This is a genomic window from Micromonospora sp. NPDC005206 (assembly GCF_040608175.1).
Lineage (GTDB): Bacteria > Actinomycetota > Actinomycetes > Mycobacteriales > Micromonosporaceae > Micromonospora.
The window spans coordinates 19,859-40,536 of record NZ_JBEXHU010000024.1; the positions used below are offsets into that span (position 1 = coordinate 19,859).

Genomic DNA, 20,678 nt, shown 5'->3' on the forward strand with positions numbered 1-20,678 from the left:
TCTCTTTACCTCTCTACGGGCAGAACGTGTCGACGGGGGAAGGAGCAGGCCGGTGGAGCTGATGCCCCACCGGCCTGCCGTCAGTGTGATCGCGTCACAGGACCGGTGCGTCCGGGTCCGAGTAGACGACCTCGCCCTTGAGCATGGTCATGAGCACCTTGGTGTCGGAGATCTTCTCGGTCGGGATGCCGAACAGGTCCTGGTCGATGGCGATAAGGTCGGCGAACTTGCCCACCTCGATCGAGCCGGTGACGTCGTCCTGGTGCAGCTGGTAGGCCACACCGATGGTCGCCGCCTTGAGAGACTCGACGAGCGAGATCCCCTCGGTGGCCACGAGCTTGCCGGGCAGGATCCCGGCGGCCTCGTTGACCTCACCTTCGCGGTCGATCGCGGTCTCGATCGCGGTCCACGGAATGAGATCGGTGACCGGCCAGTCCGAGCCGGCGGCAACAACCGCCCCGTTGCGCAGCAGCGACTTCGTCGGGTACATCCCGGCGAGGTCCTCAGGAGCGATGTAGCCCTCGGCGCCGTTGACGGTCCAGCCGTCCCGCTGCGCCCACTGCAGGGACATGCTCGCCACAACGCCGATCTCCCCGAACCGCTTGTAGTCCGACTTGTTGACGAACTGCAGGTGGGTGATGGTGTCGCGACGGTCCCACGCAGGGTTGGTCTTCTTGATCTCCGCGAAGTTCTCTAGCGACACGCGCACGGCCCGGTCACCGATGCTGTGCGTGTGGATGGTCCACTTGTTCGCGTCGAGCTTGAGGAAGCCGAGTCGCGCGTCGTCACACGACGGCTCCTCTCCGCGCAGGTCACCCTCGACCCAGACCGGGTTCTCCGTCGTGCCGACGTTGATCCGGTAGGGCTTCTCCATGGCCGCCGTCTGGCCGGGGTACTCCGGCACGCCGTCACAGAAGATCTTCACCGTGTCGATGCTGAGCGAGCCGGGGCTGTTGGGCGAGGAGTAGCCGTCGAACTCATCGCGGACCTTGTTGACCCCCGCGATGAGTTCGTCGACCTCGGCCTCGGACGCCCCGCGGACGCCGCCGGCCGAGAGGGCTTGGTTGAAGTGGACCGTCATGTTGCCGTCATCGGCCAGACGCTTGGCCAGTTGTGCATCCGTCGCGCTGCCGCCCGGCCGGAGGATGGCCGTGACGCCCAGACGATTGGCCTTCTTGATGTTGGCGACGAGTTGCTGGTAGTCCGCGTCCGGCGCCTGCGGCGTCGCCGGGCCGAAGTTCGCCGAGAAGTCGGCGAACGTCCCGTTCGGCTCACCGTTCTCGTCATGCCCGATGAATCCACCCGACGGCGGCACAGTGTCGGCGGTAATGCCGGCCAGGGTGATTGCGTAGTCGGTCGGGGGGTTCCCTAAGCTGGGAATCTATGGAGTGAGTGGCCTCTGTGGAGGCGAGAAGAGCGGGTGAGATCACGTCGGTGATCATGGAGTTCTCTACGCTTCACGACACCCCGAGGATCTCACCCGCCGATGCCATCATGCCCGATCCCCGCACTGTCCGCGGTCGCCGGCAGCCCTGACGCGTCACCACCCGCGGTGACCGAGGGTGAGACGATGGGGCTGCTGCACGCCTTGTCAGCAGTCCCGGATCCCCGCGACCCGCGTGGGGTGCGTTACCCGCTGTCGAGCCTTTTGACGGTCGCGGTGTGTGCGGTCCTGGCGGGCGCGTCGTCGTTCGCCGCGATCACCGACTGGTTGCACGATCTGGACGAGCAGGCCCGCGACCGGCTCGGTTTCGGTCGTCAGGTGCCCGTGGGTACGACCGTGTGGCGCCTGTCGACCCGCCTCGACGACGGGCTGCTGGCCACCGTTCTGGCCGGCTGGCTGCGGGCCCGAACTCGGCCGGTCACATCCCGGCCACGCAGGTACCGCACGGTGATCGCCGTGGACGGCAAGACCCTGCCCGGGAGCCCGCCGTCCCGGCGGCGGCCAGGTCCACCTGCTCTCCGCGCTGGACACCAGCACCGGCATTGTCCTGGCCCAGGTCACCATCGCCGCGAAGTCGAACGAAATCCCTGCGTTCGCGCCCCTGCTCGACGCGATCGAGGCAGTGCTGGGCAGCCTGACCGGCCTGCTGTTCATCGCCGACGCCCTGCACACCCAGACCGCCCACACCAACGAGATCGCCGCCCGCGGCGCCTACCTGATGATCCCGACGAAAGGCAACCAGCCCACCCTGCTCAAGCAGCTCAAAGCCCTGCCCTGGCCAGACGTCCCGATCGGAGACCGCCGCCGCGACCGCGGCCACGGACGCCGCGAGACCCGCACCGTCAAAGCCATCACCGTGCACACCCCCGGAGGCATCGGGTTCCCCCACGCACAGCAGGCCGTCCGGATCATCCGCACCCGCACCACCGGCGGGAAGACCAGCCGCGAAACCGCCTACTACACGGTGTCCCTACCCGCCGAACAGGCCCAACCCGCCGACCTGCAGGACTGGGCCCGCCGCGAATGGCACATCGAAAACCTGATCCACCACGTCCGGGACGTCACTTTCCGTGAAAACCTACATCAGGCCCGCACCGGCACCGGACCCGCCGTCATCGCAACCCTGCGTAACACCGCGATCGGCTACCACCGCACCAACGGAGACACCAACATCGCCCGCGCAACCCGACGCGCCGACCGCCGCCCACACGACCTCATCACCGCGGTGACCAGCAGCTACCCCACAACGCAATGACCCTGCACGTAGGACCGGGAAGTAGCCGCACACCCTCACGATTCCGCCGCAGTGCCATCGCCGTCGCCGCGGCTCTGGCACTTCCTCTCGGCATTACCGGCGCGGCCGGGGCGGCTTCGGCCCCCCAGAGCGGGGCCGGCCATGCCGACACGTTCTTCGTTAACGGCAAGGTGCTCCAGTACGGCCCGAACCAGGCGAAGTTCTCGGATGCCTCGCCGTCAAGGACGGCAAGATCGTCTTCGTGGGGGTCGGTAACCCGGGCCAGACCAAGAAGTGGGTCGGGCCGAACACCAAGGTCGTCGACCTCAAGGGCAAGGTGCTCATGCCGGGCCTCGGTGACGGGCACCTGCATGGCGCCAGGATCATCGACTGCGACATGGGCTACGAAGGTGGCACGGTCGACGTGGTGCTCGGCAAGCTCAAGGCCTGCCTCACCAGTGCCGAGCAGGCGGGCTACCTTAACAGAAACTACATCCTGTCCGCCCGCAACTTCATGGGCGACGCGATGCAGCCCAAGGGCACGATCCTCGACCGCGCGACGCTCGACCGGCTCTCGAAGTCGCCGGAGGAGGACCCGTACGGCACGGGTACAACGCGCCCGATCATGGTTCGCAACATGGATGGCCACAAGTTCTCGACGAATTCCCAGGCCATCATCAACGCCGGCATTACAGGGCGATTGCGTAGTCGGGCGGTGGGGCGTTGAGCTGGCGATCTGTGGGGTGAGTGGCCTCTGTGGAGGCGGCATGAGCGGGTGAGATCGCCATGGTGATCATGGAGTTCTCTACGCTTCACGACACCCCGAGGACCGCACCCGCCGATGTCATCATGCCCGGTCCCGGCACTGTCCGCAGTCACCAGCAGCCCTGACGCGGCACCCTGCGCAGTCACCGAGGGTGAGAGACCGGGACTGGTGGACGCCTTGTCGGCGGTCACGGATCCCCGCGACCCGCGTGGGGTGCGTTACCCCCTGGGCGGGCTGCTCACCGTCGCGGTCTGTGCCGTGTTGGCCGGAGCGTCGTCGTTCGCCGCGATCACTGACTGGCTCCACGACCTCGACGACAAGGCCCGGGACCGGCTCGGCTTCGACCGTGGGCTGCCCGTCGGCACCACGGTGTGGCGGTTGCTGACCCGCCTCGACGACGGTCAACGGGCAACCGTCCTGGCCGGCTGGCTCCAGACCCGCGCTCGGCAGGGCCCTACCCGGCCATGCAGGTACCGGACAGTGATCGCCGTGGACGGCAAGACCCTACGCGGAGCCCGCTGCGGCGACGGCCGCCAGGTTCACCTGCTGTCCGCGCTGGACACCAGCACCGGCATCGTGATCGCCCAGGTCACCGTCGACGCGAAGTCGAACGAAATCCCGGCGTTCACACCACTGCTCGACGCGGTCGAGGCCGTATTCGGCAGCCTGACCGGCCTGCTGTTCATCGCCGACGCCCTCCACACATAAAACCGCCCACGCCGAACAGCTCGCCGCCCGCGGCGCCCATCTGATGATCCCGACGAAAGGCAACCAGCCCACCCTGCACGCCCAGCTCAAAGCCCTACCCTGGCCGGACGTCCCGATCGGAGACCGCCGCCGTGACCACGGCCACGGACGCCGCGAGACCCGCACCGTCAAAGCCATCACCGTGCGCACCCCCGACGGAATCAGGTTCCCCCCACGCCGAGCAGGCCGTCCGGATCACCCGGACCCGCACCACCAGCAACGGCAAGACCAGCCGCGAGACCGCCTACTACACGGTGTCCCTGCCCGCCGACCAGGCCCAACCCGCCGACCTGCAGGACTGGGCCCGCCGCGAATGGCACATCGAGAACCTGGTCCACCACGTCCGGGACGTCACTTTCCGTGAAGACCTCCACCCAGGCCCGCACCGGCACCAGACCCGCCGCCATCGCAACCCTGCGTAACACCGCGATCGGCTACCACCGCACCAACGGCGACACCAACATCGCCCGCGCAACCCGACGCGCCAACCGCCGCCCACACGACCTCATCGCGGCCGTGACCAGCAGTTACCCGAGAACGCAATGACCCTGGCCCGTCCACGACCAACCGGACGTCGACGTGGCGACCCTCGACGACCGGTTCCTGGGCGCCACAGGCAGTTGGCCCACTGCCGGCCTAGACAGCCAAGCGGTGGGCCAACGCGGCCGGCCTCACGTCAGTTGAGGCCCTTGGCGTCGATGTCCAGTTCCTCGACGTGGGTCTTGTCCTTGTTCCATTTCTGGACCCGGTGCATCAGGTACGCGAACGTGGTGCCCTCCTCCAGCACGATCGCCGTCGTGCCGCTCGCGCTGCCCGACTTCTTGACCGTGAGCCGCAGCTTGGCGGCGGAAAGGACCTCGGCGTCGATAGCGCCGGTGGACGTGCCGGCGGCGGCGAACGATTCGGCGATCTTGCCTTCCACCAAGACCCAGATCGTGGAGACGATCCGGCCGTCCTTGCCCTCCTGGGCGAGGAACCGCCGCGCGCCCGTGGCGTCGTTGTTCAGCAGCGACTGCAGCGGTCCCTCGTCGATGACGAACTTCGCCAGCTTCAGCCGGCCACTCTTGGCCTTTTCGTACGAGAAGGTCGCGGTGCCGGCGGCGTCCAGGGTGAAGTACTTCAGCTGGCCCTCGGCCTCGACGTCCGCCCGGGCCTGGCGGGTCCACTCGACGTCCGCGGTGGTGACGTAGCGGACCTTGCCCTTCAGCAGGGCGCGGTCGACGTGGTTGGTGACGTTGAGGCTCGCCTTGGTGCCCAGTGGGTCCTCCTTCTCGCCGTAGGAGCACATCAGCACGTCCTCGGACTTGTCCCGGAAGTACCTCTCCCCGTTGTAGACGAAGGTGTGCTTGGCGACTCGTGCTTCGGACATCTCTTTCTCCTTGCTCGTGGGCCGTGGCCCTGATGGATGTCCTCAGCGTGGTGCCGCGCCGTTAGCCGATCGTTAGCCAGGCGGCCGCCAGTCCGATACGTGACTCGCCCCTTGTCCCGGGCCTCGTCGCGGCCGCCTCATGGGACTATGCACCCTCGGCAGGGCACCGAATCCGTACGGGCGCCGGTGCCCCGGCAGCTCGACGGGCCACCGCAGGCGATCGTCGGCGAGATCCTGCGGACGCGTCTGATCGATCGGCTCGACGAGCGATGGGACGTACCGGTGACGACCGTGGTCGCCGGCCCGGGATTCGGTAAATCGACGGCGCTGGCGCAGGCGACGCGATCGCACGCCGCCGACCCGCGCGGACTGGAATCGTGGATCACCTGCGAGCCGGGTGACGAGGACGCCCGCCGCTTGGCCGAGGCGATCTGCCGTGCGGTCGGCTTCGACGCCCTGGCGGCGGGTCCGCTGGACACCGTGCTGGAGGCGTTGCGCTCCTGCTCACCGCTCGAGTCCTGCCTGATCCTCGACGACGTCCACGAGGTGGCGCCGCACTCCTCCGGTCACCGTCTCATCGCGGATCTGGTCACCCGGCTGCCTGCGGGTGCGCATCTGGTGCTGTGCGGGCGCAGCATCCCGCCGGTGCCACTGGCCCGGTTGCACGCCGCGGACCGGATCCGCTGCTTCGACGAGTCCGACCTGGCGTTCGACGCCTCCGAACTGGACCGGGTCGCGCTGCACGCCGACCGCCCGGTCGCCGACGTGAACAGTTTGGGCGGCTGGCCGGCAATGGTGCGGCTGACCCTGGCCGTGCCAGCCGGCATCGCCCGCGACTATCTGTGGGACGAGGTGCTCTCCACCCTGACCGACGCCGATCGGGAGGTGCTGCTGCACCTGGCCGTTCTCGGCTCCGCCGACGGCGACACCCTGTTCACCCTCGCCGGCGTGCGCACAGATCTCGATTTGCTCGCCGCGCGGGTGCCGCTGGTGTCGCGATTCGGCGACGACGAGGTGCGCGCGCATCCGCTCTGGACCGGTGCACTCGCCCGGCTGCTGCCCGCCGACCGGGTGGCCGCCGTCCGCGCGCAGGCCGCCGACCTACTCCTCGAACGCGGTGACGCGCTACGTGCCGGGACGATCGCCATCACGGCCGGCGACGTGGCCCTGCTCGACCGCGCCGCGACGTCGCTGGTGGAATCGACCCTGGCGACGTTCCCCCACGACACCGGCGTGCGCTGGCTCGCCGCGGTGCCGGAAGCCGACCACGGCCGGCCCGGTCTGCAGTTGCTGACCGCCGCCACCCGGTACGCCTCCCGGGCCGACGACATCGAGGTCGACCGCATGGTGGACGCCGTGGCGGAGGACGCCCACCGGGCCGGCGACGTCCGTACCGAGACCGCGGCGCTGAGCCTGGCGACCATCGCCGCACACGCCCGCGGCGACGAGTCGCGATTGGGCGAGCTGTTCCAGGCGGCCCTCGACCTGCCCGGCGCCGACGACCTGCCCACCCTGCGGCTGCTGATGGCCGGAGTCCGGGGAGCCATCCACGAGCTGCTCGGCTCGCTCGACGACGCCCTGGCCACCGTCGAAGCGCTGTCGGCCGCCGACATCGACCAACAGCCCGGGAAGATCGTCGTACGGTTCCACGTCTACCTGCTCCTGCTCGCCGGACGCGCGGACGAGGCGGCCGACCTCGCCGAACGACATCTCGCGGCTTCACCCCACGCCCACGTGCGCCGAATGCCACAGTTCGCGCGCTGGATGGCCGGGCGGCCCGCCGATCTGCTACCCGGCACAGCCCGGCACCGCTCGACGCAGCCGCCGTACCTGCCGGAAGCCGACGCCAATGACCGCTACCGCTTCAACTTCCTGGCGTTCGCCGCGGTGGTCGCCGCCTCCTTGGGCGACCGGACGGCGCTGCGTCACGTGTCGGCGCAGCTGGATGAGAGCGGGCTGGGCGCCGACACCCGCGACGCGGCCATGTTGGCGACCGCCGCAGCCGCACGGGCCGTTCTGCACGGTGACGAGGCAGCCGCACGCACCCGGATCGAGGACTTCCTGGCCCAGCATCCCCTGTCCGACCCGGTGGCAGCCGTGCACCTGCGCAGGTTCCTCGCGTACGGCTACGTGCTGTCACCCGAAGCCCGCCGCCTGTGGGACGCTAAGCCACTGGGGCCGTCCCACCAACGGGTCCAAGCCGCCGCGCGCCTGCTGCTCGCCGCCCGAGCCGGGCGTATCACCACCACCGGAGACGTCGATCCGGAAACGGTGCTCATCGCCTTCCCGTTGCCGTGGTCCGCGGAACTCGCGGCCCACGCGGAAGCCGCCGGCCTGCCGTTCGGACGGCAGCTCATGCAGTGGCTCTCCGATCATCTCGACCGGCCCGCGCACGACGCACTGCTCCCGCTCACCGATCACCCCCGGCCGGCGCTCGCCACGGCTGCCCGCCGGCTGCTCGCCGCCGTCCCCGCCACCCCGGCCGGCCGGACCCGCATCGAGGCGCTCGGGCCCCTGCGGCTGTTCGTCGACGGCACGCAGGTGCGTCCGCCGGACCTGAGCCGCCGCCGCGTACGGGAACTCCTCACCGTGCTGGCCGTGCACGGTGAGATGGACCGGGTCCGCCTCATGGATCTGCTCTGGCCCGGCCTCGACCAGGACGCCGCCGCCCGCAACCTTCGGGTGACCCTCACCTATCTGCGCCGCGTCCTGGACGCGGACCGTCCGGCCGGTGACAGCGGCGGACACCTGCGCAGCGATCGGAGCAGAGTCTGGCTGGTGCGATCGAAGGCACTCACGATCGACGTGGCCGACTTGCGGGATCACCTCGACGAGGCCGGACGGGCCCGCCGCCGTGGTGAACCGACGGCCGCCGACGCCGCGCTGACCGCGGCCGTCGGACTGTGGCAGGGAGAACCGCTCGTCGAACTCTTCGGCCTGCCGGACTTCGACACCGTGCGGGCGTCGATGCTGGCGGAACTCACCGAGGCGGCCCTGACGCTCGGCGAACGTCGGCTGGCCGAAGGCGACACCACCGCCGCCCGGGACCTGGCCCAGCGAGCGCTGGCGGTGGAGCCGTACGCCGAACGCTGCATGCGACTGCTGCTGGCCGTGGAGACGCAACGCCGTGACCCGGCCGCGCTGCGACGAACCGTGCACCGCGTACGGGAGACTTTGACCGCGCTCGGCACACCGCCCGAGCCAGCCACCACCATCGTCCTGCGCCAGGCGAACCTCGCGGGCGCCCGCGCCTCGGCGGCTCTCCGCTGACCAGCCACCATTCCGCCCCCGACCCACGCACCGGGTCCGACCAGGGCGGATGGGGTTTCCGGCAGGGGCAAGGTCGGGGAGGTCGAGTTCGGTCACGAACCAGGTGGCAAGGAACTGCCGTTCGTCGGTAGCGTCGACGCAATGCTGGGCTGCTTGCTCGAGCCCGGCTCGGACGCTTGCCGGCAGACTGAGCCAGAGGCCGGAAGAAGCCGGGCCGAGCACGTCGGATGGTCAAACGATCTCGCTGATCAGCGTCCGTGGTGCCGCGGCTGAGTTCGGGCGGCGGGCCTACCGGCCGCAATCTGGGCACGATGGCGATCCTATACGGTGCCAAAACTCTGTTTCAGGCTTGTGAGCTGCGAATTTGCGAGTAGCTCAAGCTGCCCGGTGATACTCGTTGATCACGCCGCCCAGGACGCGGCGCCGCCGGATCGGCTTGTCGATCGCGACGACCGCACGGGGGTCGTGGTCGGGTGGATGCTGGTCCAGGCTCTGGTGCGGCCGGTGCCGGTCGAAGTGGTCCTCATAGTCGCGTAACACCGTGCGGGCGTGCTGTTCGTTGTAGATCAGGACCCGGTCGGTGCACTCGGCCCTGACGCTGCGCACGAAACGCTCCGCGAACGCGTTCGCCCGAGGTGTGCGCGGCGGGATCTTCACGACGTCGATGCCTTCGGCAGCGAACACGGCGTCGAAGGAAGCTGTGAACTTGGCGTCGCGGTCGCGGATCAGGAATCGGAATGGGTTCGTACGGTCCCCGAGGTCCACCACCAGATTCCGGGCCAGCTGGGTGGCCCAGGCAGCGGTCGGGTGGGCCGTGACGCCGAGGATGTGGACCCGCCGGGTCGTGACCTCCATGACGAACAGTACGTACAGCCGCCGTAGTGTGATGGTGTCGATGTGGAAGAAGTCGGTTGCCAGTAGCCCAGCCGCCTGGGCGCGCAGGAATGTCCGCCAATTGGTGTCGAGCTCACGCGGGGCGGGGCCGACACTCGATCCGGCGAGGATGCGGCGGATGGTGCCGGCGCCGACCCGGTGGCCGAGGCCGACGAGTTCGCCTTGGATGCGCCGGTGCCCCCAGCCGGGGTTCTCCCGGGCCAGGCGCAGCACCAGGTCACAGATCTCGTCGCTGATCCGTGGCCGTCCCTGCTGGTTCGGATAGGTCCAGCGTCGGCCGACCAGTCGGCGATGCCAGGCCAACAGAGTCGCCGGGGTGACGATCCGGTGCTTCCACAGTTCTCGTGGCAGGGCCCGGACCAGCGCGGACAACACCGCGCGTTCCGGCCACGACAGCCGCGGCCGGCCGATCTGGCGTCGCAGTACAGCAACCTCGTGGCGCAGCACCAGCAGTTCCGCGACCATCGCGGCCTCGCTCCGCGTGGCCTGCCACAGCCAGCCGAACACGCGCACCGCGCTCAAGTACAGCAACCGAACCAACACGCCCGCCATCCTGTGCCAGGGACGCGAAACAGCAGCTCACACCAGGTGCGATGAGTTTGGCACGGTACAGGGTCGCCTACGGTTCCGTACGGAGGTGGGGAGCCTCGGCCGGCCGGTCTGGGGTTCCAACGGTCCAGCTCGTTGCTGCACTTCCGTGCTGTACGGCGATAGCCCTTGGCCCGGGGTTGCCTTGGCGGCGTCTGCGACTGTGGTGGCATGGACAACCGGTTCCGCCGGCTGCCGCCGCGGATCGAACCTCGGTACGAGACACATGACGTCTCCGATCCGCCGCCGTTGCCGGAGGTGGAGGAAACGAGTTGGCACAGCTTCGTGTCCCTGCTGTCGGACAGCGGCATGAGCCTTGAACAGATCGCCGCCTCTGCGGCCACTCCGGCACGACTGTCACCGAGAGCGTCTACCGGCACCAACTGCGGCCGGTGCTGCTGAGCGGCGCTGTCGCCATGGACCGGATCTTCGACGCTGAGGCATAGTCACTCAGTTAGTCACCCAGGTACGACAAAGGGGCCGTCTCGATCTTCCGAGATGGCCCCTCACCTGCGTCGGGACGGCCGGATTCGAACCGACGACCCCTTGACCCCCAGTAGTTGAAGGCCACCGCGGCGTACTCAAGCACGTTCTCCCAGGTCGCCAATCAGCATACCCGGCCGAGTAAAGGGGTCGGGCTGCCCGCTTACACACTCGACGCCGACTGGACCGCCCATTACTCCTGGTCCCGTTCACTAGCCGTCGTCACGACCCGGCGCCGCCGCGAGGAGCTCACCACGTCGGTGCATGGACATCATCGCCACCGTCGGGTCTGCAGGCCATTGGGGATCCTCACCTGCTGGCGTCACCGCCGGCCTTGCATAGGTCGGCGAGGAGTGCATCGAGCAAACGTTCCTCCATGACCGCTCGACCCGCCTTTCGCATCTCCTCCTGCAGTGGCGGATCCCAGGACGTTACGGCCGGCGCTCCGATCAGGTCGGGACCGGTGCCGGCTCCTGGCACGTAGTCGGCTGCCGTCATCCGCCACGGAACCGCATTGGGATACCGGTCGAGGGCCGCTGCCGTCAGGCGTACGCCGGTCCAATCGAAGTCGTTGCGCCAGCGGATCACTACGCCCGTCGCGGCGCGCAGCAGCGTGTGCACTGCGGCCGAGGGCACGCCTTCGGTGCAGACCAGCGCCGGCGCTCGCGGCCCCAGGGCGGTGGCCGCCGCGCGCAGTACAGCCGGGTTCTCGCAGACGAAGACCTCTGCACAGGCCAGGGCGAGGGGTGCCAGGCGGAGTTGGTGCAGGGTGACCCGCATCGGCACGCCGGAACCGGCGGCATCGGTCAACCACCGCCCGAGCAGGCCACCGGTGGCGGGCACATTGAGCACCAGCACCTGGCTGGCCAGGTCGTCGGGGACCAGGCCGACGGACTCCCACAGCGCCCTTTCCTGTTCGCCGCTGGCCGGCATGGGCGCCCGCTGCCAGGCTGCGACCGCGCGCAGAACCAGCCCTCGTAGCGCCCCGTCCGCGAGGGCCTTCGTGTCGTTGAGCACCCGGTCGGCGAAGACCGGCATCGGCTCGTCCGCGGCAGGCAAGGCGTCCAGCACGCGGACCACGTCCTCGAACGGCAGCCCGGCTCGGACGGCCCGGGTGAGGGTACCGTCCCGACGAAGTCCTTCGAGCCAGCCTGCGTACCAGTCGGTGCCGGCGTGCCGGCCTTCGTGGGCCACGGTGAGGATGGCGTCCCGCGCCAGCGCCTCGCGCTTCGCGTCCGCCGGCCGGTTCCGCAGCGGAGCCGCCGCGGCGAGCACCTCCGGCAGGCCGACTCCGTACACGCCGCGCAGATGCGCATCCACGTCCGACAGCCGTACGGTGAACCGGCCGGCGCCGGCGGAGCGGTGGCTGCCGGTCAGCCCGATGACCAGGAGCCGTTCGTCGTCCGTGGGCGCGCTCAGGGAGACGGCGGTGTCGAGCCGGCCGCCCGTGCGTTCCAGGCTGCGCCGGGCGACGGACAGCAGCCGCCGCCAACCGGGTGCGTCGGGAAGCTGCGCCCACCCGACCCGGCCGGGCGGGCGCTGCTGCTCACCGCCACTCATTCGTCGCCGAGGCCGAACTCGACGAGCGCGGTGTCACGGCCCGACGCCCGGCGGGTTTCCGGCGAGCCGAGCGCCCGCGTCAGCGTCCCGTCGAAGTCGGCCACGTTGACCGAGCCGTCCCAGACCAGCAGCACGGTGGACACGGCGTGTTCCAGGGTGGAGTGCGACAGGTCGTAGTGCGCCGCGCCGCTGACCGCCGGGTGGGTGGCCCAGAGGTCGTACCCGGTCATGAACAGGTCCAGGTCGAACTGTTTCGCCAGGGCCATCAGCTCGCCGCGGCCAGTGTCGTCCACCCCGGCGAATGCCTCGTCCAGGCCGAGCAGACGGGGCGCGTCCGGCCGCGCCGAGCCGAACAGGGCGTTGGCGGCGGCGAAGAGCGGCAGGTGCAGCGAGATCGACTGCTCGCCGCCGGAGAGCTGGCTGTGCCGCGCCCGGGTCAGGGCTTCCGCGCCGCCGCCGGGACGGTGCAGGGTGAAGGCGAAGGTCCGCCACTGCCGGTAGTCGAGCACCTCCCCCAACAGCTCCCGGTACGGCCGCTCAGGCGCCGTCGCCCGGGCCGCCTTGATCCGGGCGGCGAAGTGCCGGCGCATCGTGGTGAGCTGACCCGGCCCGAGCCGGGCCGGGTCGCGCTCCAGCAGCTTGCAGACCTCGCGCTGCTCGGCGTCGAGGTCGTCGGCCAGCCGCCAGCCGACACCGACGGTGAGTCCGGAGGACATCCGCCGCGCCCGCATCTGGCCGTCCATCGCCTCCACCAGATCGCGGGCCTCGATGGTGCGGTGGTGGATCTGCCGGGCCAGCTGGCCCAGCAGCGCGTCCTCCAGCACCCGCTGTTCGGCGTCGGTGAGCAGCTGCTCCTGATCGCGGCGCTCGCGGGCGATCCGGTCCGCGAAGTGGGCCACCGGGGTCAGCCCCTGCTCGTCGGCGACCCGGACCACGATGACACCGTCGTCGGTGTCCCACTCGGGCCGGTGATCGAGCCCGGCTGCGGGCAGCTGCGCCTGCAACTCGGTCAGGGCGGTGGTCAGCCGGGTCGCGCTCTGCTTGAGCGACGTCTCGGTCGGGCTCAGTTCCCGGGTGGCGGCCAGGATCGCCTCGTGCAGCGCGGCCACCTGCGGGTCCAGCTGCGAGCCCTCCTCACCGGCGGACTCGGTCCGGACCGGCCAGCGCAGCCCGGTCGGGCAGCGCAGCAGACCGAGCAGGTCCGGCTGAGCGTACGGGCGCAGCCGCAGCGCGTCGTGGTGCGCCTCGGCGACCGCGGCGGCGAGGGCCTGCTCGCCCAGCTCGACCCGGGTCGCCGCGGCGGCCCGCCGTTCCCGGGCGGCGCCGACGTCGCCCCGGGCACTCTCGACGGCCCGCTCGACGGCGATGACCTCGTCGGCGGTCCGGGCCACGCCGGCCAGCACCCGTTCCGCCTCGGCGCCGACGCTGGACCGCAGCGTCCCGTACGCCTCCGCCTTCTCTTCGTGCCGGGCGGTGGCGGCACGCGCGGCGTCCTGCGCGACCGTGAGCCGGTCCACCGCCTCGTCGTGCCGCAGCTGGGCCTGGTCTTCCTGTTCGGCGGCGCGCGCCGCGGCCGGCCGGGCGCTCTCCAGCCGGACGCCCCGCTTCTCGAAGCGATCCACCGCGTCGGCGGTCTGGTCGAGCTGCTCCACCGGCAGGGACCGCTCCGCCGTGGCCCGGCGCAGCGCGGCGGCTGCGGCGGCCCGCTCGGCCAAGGCCTGGTCGAGGCGGGCAGAGGCGGCGTTGGCGGCCTCCTGGCGGGCGCGCAGCGTCGCGGCCGCCCGATCGAGTTCGCGCAGCGCCGTCTGGATCGGCGCGATCGGCGGGAGCTGCGCTCCGGCGGCGTCCACGGCGGCCAGCAGCTGCTCGTCGGCGGCGAGGTCGCGGTCCAGCGCGCCGAGATCGGCGTCGACGACCGCCAGGATCCGGTCGCACTCGGCGACCCGGGCGGCGCGGCGGGCCGCCCGGGCAGTCGCGCCGATGTACTCGCACTCCATCTTGGCGAACCGGCCGACGCCGACGCCCTGGGCGTACCGGCCGTCCACGCCCACCACGACCGGCGCGGTGGCCTCCGGCGTGACCGCGTCGGCCAACGCTACCGAGGCGAGCACGTCGGTGATCCGGGCGACGGGTACATCGTTTTGGTCCTCGGCGGTCAGCACGTCGGCGAGGGTGGGGCCGGTCGGGCGACGACCCGTTGGCAGTGGCAGCAGGTAGCCGTCCAGGTCGGCACCGGCCAGCCCGGCCGTCAGGTTGTCCGGCTCCGGGTGCAGCCAGGCGTCCAGCAGGCCGGCGGCGTGCAGGGCCGCCTCGATGGCTGCGGCGTCCGCTCCGGTGACCGCGTCGGTGAAGCGGACCAGTCGCCACAGCGGTGCCCCGGACCTGCCGGCGCGCGACGCCGGACGGGTCGCCGGGGTGGGTGGCGCGTCGTCGTGCTCGTCCGCGATCCGGTCACGTTCGGCGACGACCTCACCTCGCCGGTCATCCAGCGCCGTGCGGCGGGCTGCCAACAACGCGAGCCGATCCCGGCGCTGCGTCACGCCGGCGGCGGTGGCTGCGGCGTACACCTCCCGCAGCGTGTGCGTGCCGGGCTCACCGGCGGCATCGACGGCCTCGCCCAGCCGGGCCGCCAGGCCACGCCCAGCGGCGGTACCGTCGGGCGGCCCGAGGTCGGAGAGCAGCCGCGAGTTGTCGTCCGCCCACTTCCCGACCTGGGCGTGCACCTGCGCGCGGGCGTCGGTGACCGCAGCCTCTGCGCGCTGTTCGGCCTGCTCGGCGTCGACGACAGCCTCCGCCGAGCCCGCCGCATCGGCCGCCGCCCGGTCGTGGTCCCGCTCGGCCTGGCCGTGCCGGGCCGACTGCTCTCGGACGGCGCGTACGTCGTCGCGGCGGGCACCGGTGCGGGCGGTGAGCCGTGCCGCCAGATCACTGGCGTCGGTGTCGGCGGCACTCCAGGTGATCCCGGCGGTCTCGGCGTCCAGTATCAGGTCAGCGGCGAGCCGGTCGGCGGCGGCCCGCGCGTCGCGCGTCGCCACCGCGGCGCGCTCCCACTCGCCGCGCCGCCGCGACACCGCGTCCTGCTCGACGGTGACGGCCAGGCCGGCCCGGTCCGCGGCCTCGGCCAGGTCGTGCACGTGCCGTTCAAGGTCGGCGAGCTGCTCGTGGGACTGGTATGCCGCCGAACTCTTCAAGCTGTCCAGGTGGGCCCGGAGGCGACCCGGCTCGCCCTCGACCGCGCGCAGCCGCGCGGTGGCCGCCGACTCGGCCTCAACGGCTTCCCCCGCGACGCGGCGGGCGTCGACCAGCCCGGTCGAATGCGCGGCGACCGCCTCACGGCGGGCCGTCAGGATGTCGGCCGCCGCCCGGGCGTGGGTGCGCAGGTAGGTCGAGTAGACCGTCAGGAAGGCCGCGGTGGCACCGTCGGCCGCCACCAACCCCTCCAGGGTACGGGCGACCGCCTCCATGTCGTCGAATGAGCGGGCCGCCTCCACGAGAAGGTGGTCCTCGACCGGACGCAGGCCGCGCTGCAGCGTGCGGGACAACTCGACCGGGTTGAGGTCCTTGGCCAGCTGTGGCTTACGGAGGGTGAGCACCAGGTCGAGCAACTGTTCGTAACGGGCCGGACCGAGTCCGAACAGCCGGGCGTCGACGAGGTGCCGGTAATCCTCCGCCGAGTCCCGTACCGCGTCGGCGCCCAGGTGGGTGATCAGGTCGCGGCGGTTCAGCGGCCGGTCGTCGGCATCCAGCAGGGAGAAGTCCACCCCGACCCGGCCGTCGACAACGAAGTGCCAGCGGGTCACCCGGTCGACGTGCCGGTGCGCCCGCAGGCCGATGCCGACCGTCACGTATGACTCGCCGTCGCAGAACTCCATCCACACGTACGCGTGGGTGACCTCCTGCCCCCGGTACAGCAGGTTCGACTTCATGGTCCGGTCCTCGCTGGCGAACGGGTTGAGCCGGCGCGGCTCGATCCGCCCATCGAGGACGAAGGGAAAGAGGACCTCCAAGGCCTTGGTCTTGCCGGAGCCGTTCGGCCCACGCAGCACCAACCACCCGTCGACGAAGAGGAACTCCTCGTCGCGGTAGTCCCACAGGTTGATGATCCCAGCCCGGGTGGGGGCGAACCGGCGGACGGTGCGCTGCTCGATCACGATCTACCTCCCGAGGTCAGAAGAGGGTTTCGGCGGAGGCGCGTTGCCTGACCGCGGCGACGGTGTGGCGGTACCGGCCCGCCAACGGCAGGACCAGCACCCCGCCCGGCACGGTGGTGGTCGCGCCGAAGCGCTCCAGCAGCGCCACCGCCTCGGTGCGCAGCCGTTCCGGGTCGGCGTGCCACTGCGCCCCGAACGCGGAACCGTACCGGCGCAGAATCTCACCGACCGCCTCGCGGAGAAAACTGTCGGTGATGAACGGCAGCCGGCCGCCGCCATCGGTCTCGTCCGGGTTGCCGCCGCCGTCCACCGGGTACGGATGGTCCGCGGCGGCGTCGTCCAGCACCACCAGGGTGGCGGTGGGCAGACCGGCGTCGACCCGGTCAACCATCGCCTGCTGCCGGCTCAGCGGGTCGGGCGGGGCGAGCCGCTTGACCCGGCGGCCGTCCGGGTCGGCGATCCGGTCGGCCATCTCCACCAACAGCAGCACCGCCGCCTGCGCCACCGAACCGGTGCCCGGGAACCGCTCCCCGGTGAACCCGGCGGTGTCCACCAACAGCACCCCCTCGGCGCGTCGCTCCACCCGAAGCCCGGTCAGCCGGGCCAGGTCGGTGGCGAGCGCCGCCCCGCGCAGGTGATTGGCGACCGTCGGCTCGACGTCGGCGTGATAGACCACCGGCGACTCCACCACCGCCCGCCGGGCGGCCTGCGCGGCGGCCCGGCGTTCGGCGTTGCCGCTGCTGGCCATCGTCCGGTCGAGCAGCGCCGCCACCGACTCGACGTGTTGCAGCACGCGGGTCGGCCGGAACAGCGCGAACACCACGTCCCGCGCGACGTCGTACAGTGCCTCGCCGGAGCCGGGGTCGCTGGCCCAGGCGACGCTGGAACCGTCGGCAAGCCGGATCACACCGCGCTCCTCCAGCCAGCCCACCGCGTCGACGAACGCCCGCCGGTCCGGCCCGTGGTCCGGGTCCAACCCCAGGCCGGTGATCCGGTTCGCGTCGCCGCCGACCGAGTCGGCCAGCTCACTGAGGGTGATCTGGATGCCGGCGCGGCCCAGCACGGCCAGGCACAACGACAGGTACGCGTAGCGCTGCCGGTCGAACGGACGCCCGGTCCGGGACATCGCCGGCTGGGTCGCGTCGAGCCCGTCGGACACCCGGACCAGCCGGGCCGTCGCGCCGTGCAGTTCCAGCCGATAGCCGAAGGCCTCGGCGAGATCCCGACGCAGGGCGGCGGCGAAGCGGCGTACCCGGGGCAGCGCCCGCTCGTCCGGCCAGGTCGCCGTGATCAACGGGTGGCGCAGGACCAGCCGGACGGCGCGCTGGTAGTCCGCCAATTCCAGCTCGGAGATGTCGCCGGCGAACCGGTGACCGATTGTCGACCGCGTCCGCTCGCTGGCCGCGCTCATGCCGGCACCAACTCGCGGCGGACGGCGGTGTGCTGCGCGGCGGTGACCCTCAGCTCGTACCCATCGAGGTGCAGCTGCCCGGCGGCGGTGGACACCGTGCTGAACCGTCCCGGCGTCGGGGTGAGGGTGAGCCGGACGCCGTGGGCGGCCGCAGCCAACGGCACCGCGGCGGCGCCACCAACCCGGGCGGCGAGCGCGATGTCGAGTAGCCGCAGCAGGACCTGCGCCTGCGGCTCGTCCAGCCGGTGTCCGGTCGTCACCCCGTCGGCGGCCAGCACGGCGGCGGCGTCGGTCAACCGCCGCTCCCGGGCCAGTTGGTCGCCGCGCAGCCGGTGCCGGCGGTCGTCGCCACGGTCCAGGCGGGCCGGCCGACCCCTGCCCTGCCCCGGCGCACGGCCGGTCGCCACCAGCGTGCGGGACAGCTCGACCGCCGGCGCCTCCCACCACGACAGCCGGCTGGCGATCGCCTCCGGATCCGGATGTGCCACGCCGACGTGTCGGGGTGCGCCGAGCCCGAAGACCACATCGAAGAGCGCGTGCGCCGCCTCCTGCGTGGCAACCTGGGTGAACCACGCTGCCACGTGGCGCAGCTGCGACTCCCGGCTCACCCCGCCGCGGCGGGCCTCGGTCACCCGACGCAGCAGCGCCAGCACGTCGCCGATCGCCGCGATGGTGGCGTCGCCCAGCCGGTCGGCCTCGCTACTCTGCTCCGGCGAGGATGGTGCCAGCCACGATCGCAACCCACGCCACCGGCGCCGCCAGTCCTCCAGCCGCTCAACCGGGGTGTGGAACAGCCGCTCGTCTGCCTCGGCCGCCGCCTCGACCAGCCGCTCCAAGCCAGTCGCCTCCACCTCGTGCACCGCCTCGCGAAGCCGGGGGGTGTAGCGCTGCAGCTCGTCGTGGAAGTCGCGCAGGTGGGCCAGCAGAGCGTCCTTGTGGGCGAGAAACGCCTCCGGCCGTACGTCGTTGGTGCGGCCCAGGTCACCGAGCATGTGGTAGAAGCGGGCGGCCCGCTCGGCGATGTCGGCCAACGCCCGGTCGAGCCGGTTGAACTTGCGGTAGACCTCCTCGGCGTCGCCGGCGTCGTTGGCCACCGCGAGCGCCTTCAGGTCAGCCAACAGGTCGGCGAAGACCAACCGGGACAGCGTCGCGTCGTCCATGGTCGCCGAGAGCACGGCCTCCACCGCCCGGTGGGCCCGGTAGCCGGCCTCCGTAAACTGGTAGACCGAGTGCCGGTTGCGGTACTCGGCCAGCGTTGTCGCGCGCGTCCCATCCTGGCTGCGGTCGAGCACGCCCCATTCCACCAGGGCGTCGAGCAGCCGCGGCAGCTCCAGCTGTGCCGGGTCGGGGCAGTCGGGGTTCGACCGGTGGAGCGCGTCGAGCGCGGCGGCCACCTCGGCGGTGTGAAGAACGACCTGGTAGCTGGATCGCGCCGCGTCGAAGGCGCGCAGCAGCCACAGGTAGGCGAACCGATTATCGGCCGTGACGTAGCCGAACAGCCGCATCCGGTCGTCAAGACCAAACTCGTCCAGCCCGAACGTGGGCCCTGATGCTGCTGCAGCCATCCGTCCCCTTCCCGGTGCGTCGACCAGCAACCCTATCCATCGGTGGCGGGAGGCGTTCTCGCGACTCGACCGCTCGGCGGCCTGCCCAACTCGCACAGTGAACTCGTTGCCCGCTTCCATGGTCCGCGCACACCGGCGCGCCGCTGGCCAGCGGGGGGTCCTCGTGCATTCCTGCACGTTTGCGGTCCGTGACGCGTCATCCGAAGGCATCGTCGGCTGCAAAGCCGGAGGCTGCTGCAAGACGGACCTGAACCTCGGCGCCTCGGAGTACGGCATCCGGTCCCAGAACGTGCACGACCAGCAGTTGACCAGCGCAACGGCCGAGGGCCGAACGAAAGATGCCAGGCCGGCCGTCCGCAGTGCGGGCTTTAGGACCCGCAGGGTCGAGGGATCCGCCGAGTCAAGGGCTCCACGAGCACCCGGCACACAGACGCCTTGACCAACTCAATCATGAAAACGAGGGTTTCCACAGGCTCTGACCTGCGGAGACCCTCTCGCTGTCGGGACGGCCGGATTCGAACCGACGACCCCTTGTTACCAACCGTAGCCACTCCGACCTTGTCATTAGCTGTCGGGAAATAGGCGCCGAGCTGCACAGACACGTCCAAACAATGATCGCTTCTTGTCACTGTTTGTCAGCCGCAGGCGGCGGTTTTCGAGGGGTAAACGGGGGGGCACGCCGACAGGACGTCGCCAGGGTCCCGCCGCACCCCGCTCCCCCACCATGGGACCTACCGTCACCAAGAGAACGGCGTGCGCCTACCCATCGCGACCCGCCTACCGTAGGCATGGGGGTTCGTATCGGTGGGCCGACGTCGACCACAAATCCATGATCGCCATTCATGGCAAACTACAACTCACGCCCAGATGATTGCATCAGCCTGTCAGACCCGGGCTGGGTCGCCGAACAGTTCGGCGCTCGATCGACCTTCCTCCTCGGCGGCGGCGTGTCGCTCATCGTAGGTCTCGTGGCCCTCACACTGCGGTTCAAGACTCCCCCTCTGAACGCGCCACCGTCAACGCCCCCAACGCTGCACCAGCCGCAGCCAACTCACCATGATGACCCGGAGCGGCCGGCCACCGGTGGTTCGTCGATGCCGGCGGAGCGGACAGCGAGCGAGTGATGGATACGCCCGATCGGTAGGCTCCGCACCACATCGTTGGCTCGTACTTATCGGAAGATCATCGGTGGCGAG

At 70.9% G+C, this 20,678-nt stretch carries 13 protein-coding genes and 2 pseudogenes; 8 read left to right on the top strand and 7 right to left on the bottom strand.

Annotated features, from left to right (window positions below):
- Positions 1 to 94: 94 nt before the first annotated feature.
- Complete coding sequence (locus tag ABZU69_RS30330; RefSeq protein ID WP_354967806.1) at positions 95 to 1,381, bottom strand: amidohydrolase family protein; 1,287 nt, start codon at positions 1,379 to 1,381, stop codon at positions 95 to 97.
- A 189-nt stretch (positions 1,382 to 1,570) separates the two neighbouring features.
- On the opposite strand from ABZU69_RS30330, the pseudogene ABZU69_RS30335 reads away from it, so the two are divergent.
- The 5 genes and pseudogenes from ABZU69_RS30335 to ABZU69_RS30355 all read left to right on the top strand — a co-directional run.
- Positions 1,571 to 1,783, top strand: a pseudogene (locus ABZU69_RS30335) (transposase family protein); the annotation flags it as partial.
- Between the two features lie 208 nt (positions 1,784 to 1,991).
- Entirely contained in the window at positions 1,992 to 2,699 is a 708-nt protein-coding gene (locus ABZU69_RS30340) for an ISAs1 family transposase (RefSeq protein WP_354967807.1), read from the top strand.
- 241 nt (positions 2,700 to 2,940) lie between these two features.
- Positions 2,941 to 3,405, top strand: a complete 465-nt coding sequence (locus ABZU69_RS30345; protein ID WP_354967732.1) for a hypothetical protein — start codon at positions 2,941 to 2,943, stop codon at positions 3,403 to 3,405.
- 252 nt (positions 3,406 to 3,657) lie between these two features.
- Positions 3,658 to 4,152 carry an ISAs1 family transposase gene (locus ABZU69_RS30350; protein WP_354967733.1) on the top strand — a complete coding sequence of 165 codons (495 nt, stop codon included), beginning with the start codon at positions 3,658 to 3,660 and terminating at the stop codon, positions 4,150 to 4,152.
- 399 nt (positions 4,153 to 4,551) lie between these two features.
- A complete protein-coding gene (locus ABZU69_RS30355; RefSeq protein ID WP_354967734.1) occupies positions 4,552 to 4,737 on the top strand; it encodes a hypothetical protein in 186 nt (61 codons plus the stop codon).
- 130 nt (positions 4,738 to 4,867) lie between these two features.
- Here the strand turns inward: ABZU69_RS30355 and ABZU69_RS30360 are convergent, their stop codons facing one another.
- Positions 4,868 to 5,560 carry a hypothetical protein gene (locus ABZU69_RS30360; RefSeq protein WP_354967735.1) on the bottom strand — a complete coding sequence of 231 codons (693 nt, stop codon included), beginning with the start codon at positions 5,558 to 5,560 and terminating at the stop codon, positions 4,868 to 4,870.
- A 147-nt stretch (positions 5,561 to 5,707) separates the two neighbouring features.
- Between ABZU69_RS30360 and ABZU69_RS30365 the strand changes: the two genes are divergently transcribed.
- A complete protein-coding gene (locus ABZU69_RS30365) occupies positions 5,708 to 8,830 on the top strand; it encodes a BTAD domain-containing putative transcriptional regulator (RefSeq protein ID WP_354967736.1) in 3,123 nt (1,040 codons plus the stop codon).
- A gap of 375 nt (positions 8,831 to 9,205) precedes the next feature.
- On the opposite strand, the gene ABZU69_RS30370 is transcribed toward ABZU69_RS30365, so the two are convergent.
- Positions 9,206 to 10,267 (bottom strand): integrase core domain-containing protein, encoded by a 1,062-nt coding sequence (locus ABZU69_RS30370; protein WP_354967737.1) that lies wholly within the window; start codon positions 10,265 to 10,267, stop codon positions 9,206 to 9,208.
- Positions 10,268 to 10,588: 321 nt separating this feature from the next.
- Here ABZU69_RS30370 and ABZU69_RS30375 point away from each other — a divergent pair.
- A pseudogene (locus ABZU69_RS30375) lies at positions 10,589 to 10,758 on the top strand (site-specific integrase); the annotation flags it as partial.
- A gap of 346 nt (positions 10,759 to 11,104) precedes the next feature.
- On the opposite strand, the gene ABZU69_RS30380 reads toward ABZU69_RS30375, so the two are convergent.
- From ABZU69_RS30380 to ABZU69_RS30395, 4 genes are read right to left on the bottom strand one after another with little or no spacing between them, the layout of a single operon-like run.
- On the bottom strand, positions 11,105 to 12,355 hold the full coding sequence (locus tag ABZU69_RS30380; protein WP_354967738.1) for a TIGR02679 family protein: 1,251 nt from the start codon (positions 12,353 to 12,355) through the stop codon (positions 11,105 to 11,107).
- Complete coding sequence (locus tag ABZU69_RS30385) at positions 12,352 to 16,506, bottom strand: TIGR02680 family protein (RefSeq protein ID WP_354967739.1); 4,155 nt, start codon at positions 16,504 to 16,506, stop codon at positions 12,352 to 12,354. Before ABZU69_RS30385 ends, ABZU69_RS30380 begins: the two co-directional genes overlap by 4 nt.
- Positions 16,507 to 16,522: 16 nt before the next feature.
- Positions 16,523 to 17,917, bottom strand: a complete 1,395-nt coding sequence (locus ABZU69_RS30390; protein WP_354967740.1) for a TIGR02678 family protein — start codon at positions 17,915 to 17,917, stop codon at positions 16,523 to 16,525.
- Complete coding sequence (locus ABZU69_RS30395) at positions 17,914 to 19,482, bottom strand: TIGR02677 family protein (RefSeq protein WP_354967741.1); 1,569 nt, start codon at positions 19,480 to 19,482, stop codon at positions 17,914 to 17,916. The genes ABZU69_RS30390 and ABZU69_RS30395 overlap by 4 nt, the downstream gene beginning before the upstream one ends.
- An 842-nt stretch (positions 19,483 to 20,324) precedes the next feature.
- Between ABZU69_RS30395 and ABZU69_RS30400 the strand changes: the two genes are divergently transcribed.
- Positions 20,325 to 20,606, top strand: coding sequence for a hypothetical protein (locus ABZU69_RS30400; protein WP_354967742.1), 282 nt, complete (start codon positions 20,325 to 20,327; stop codon positions 20,604 to 20,606).
- Positions 20,607 to 20,678 lie beyond the last annotated feature (72 nt).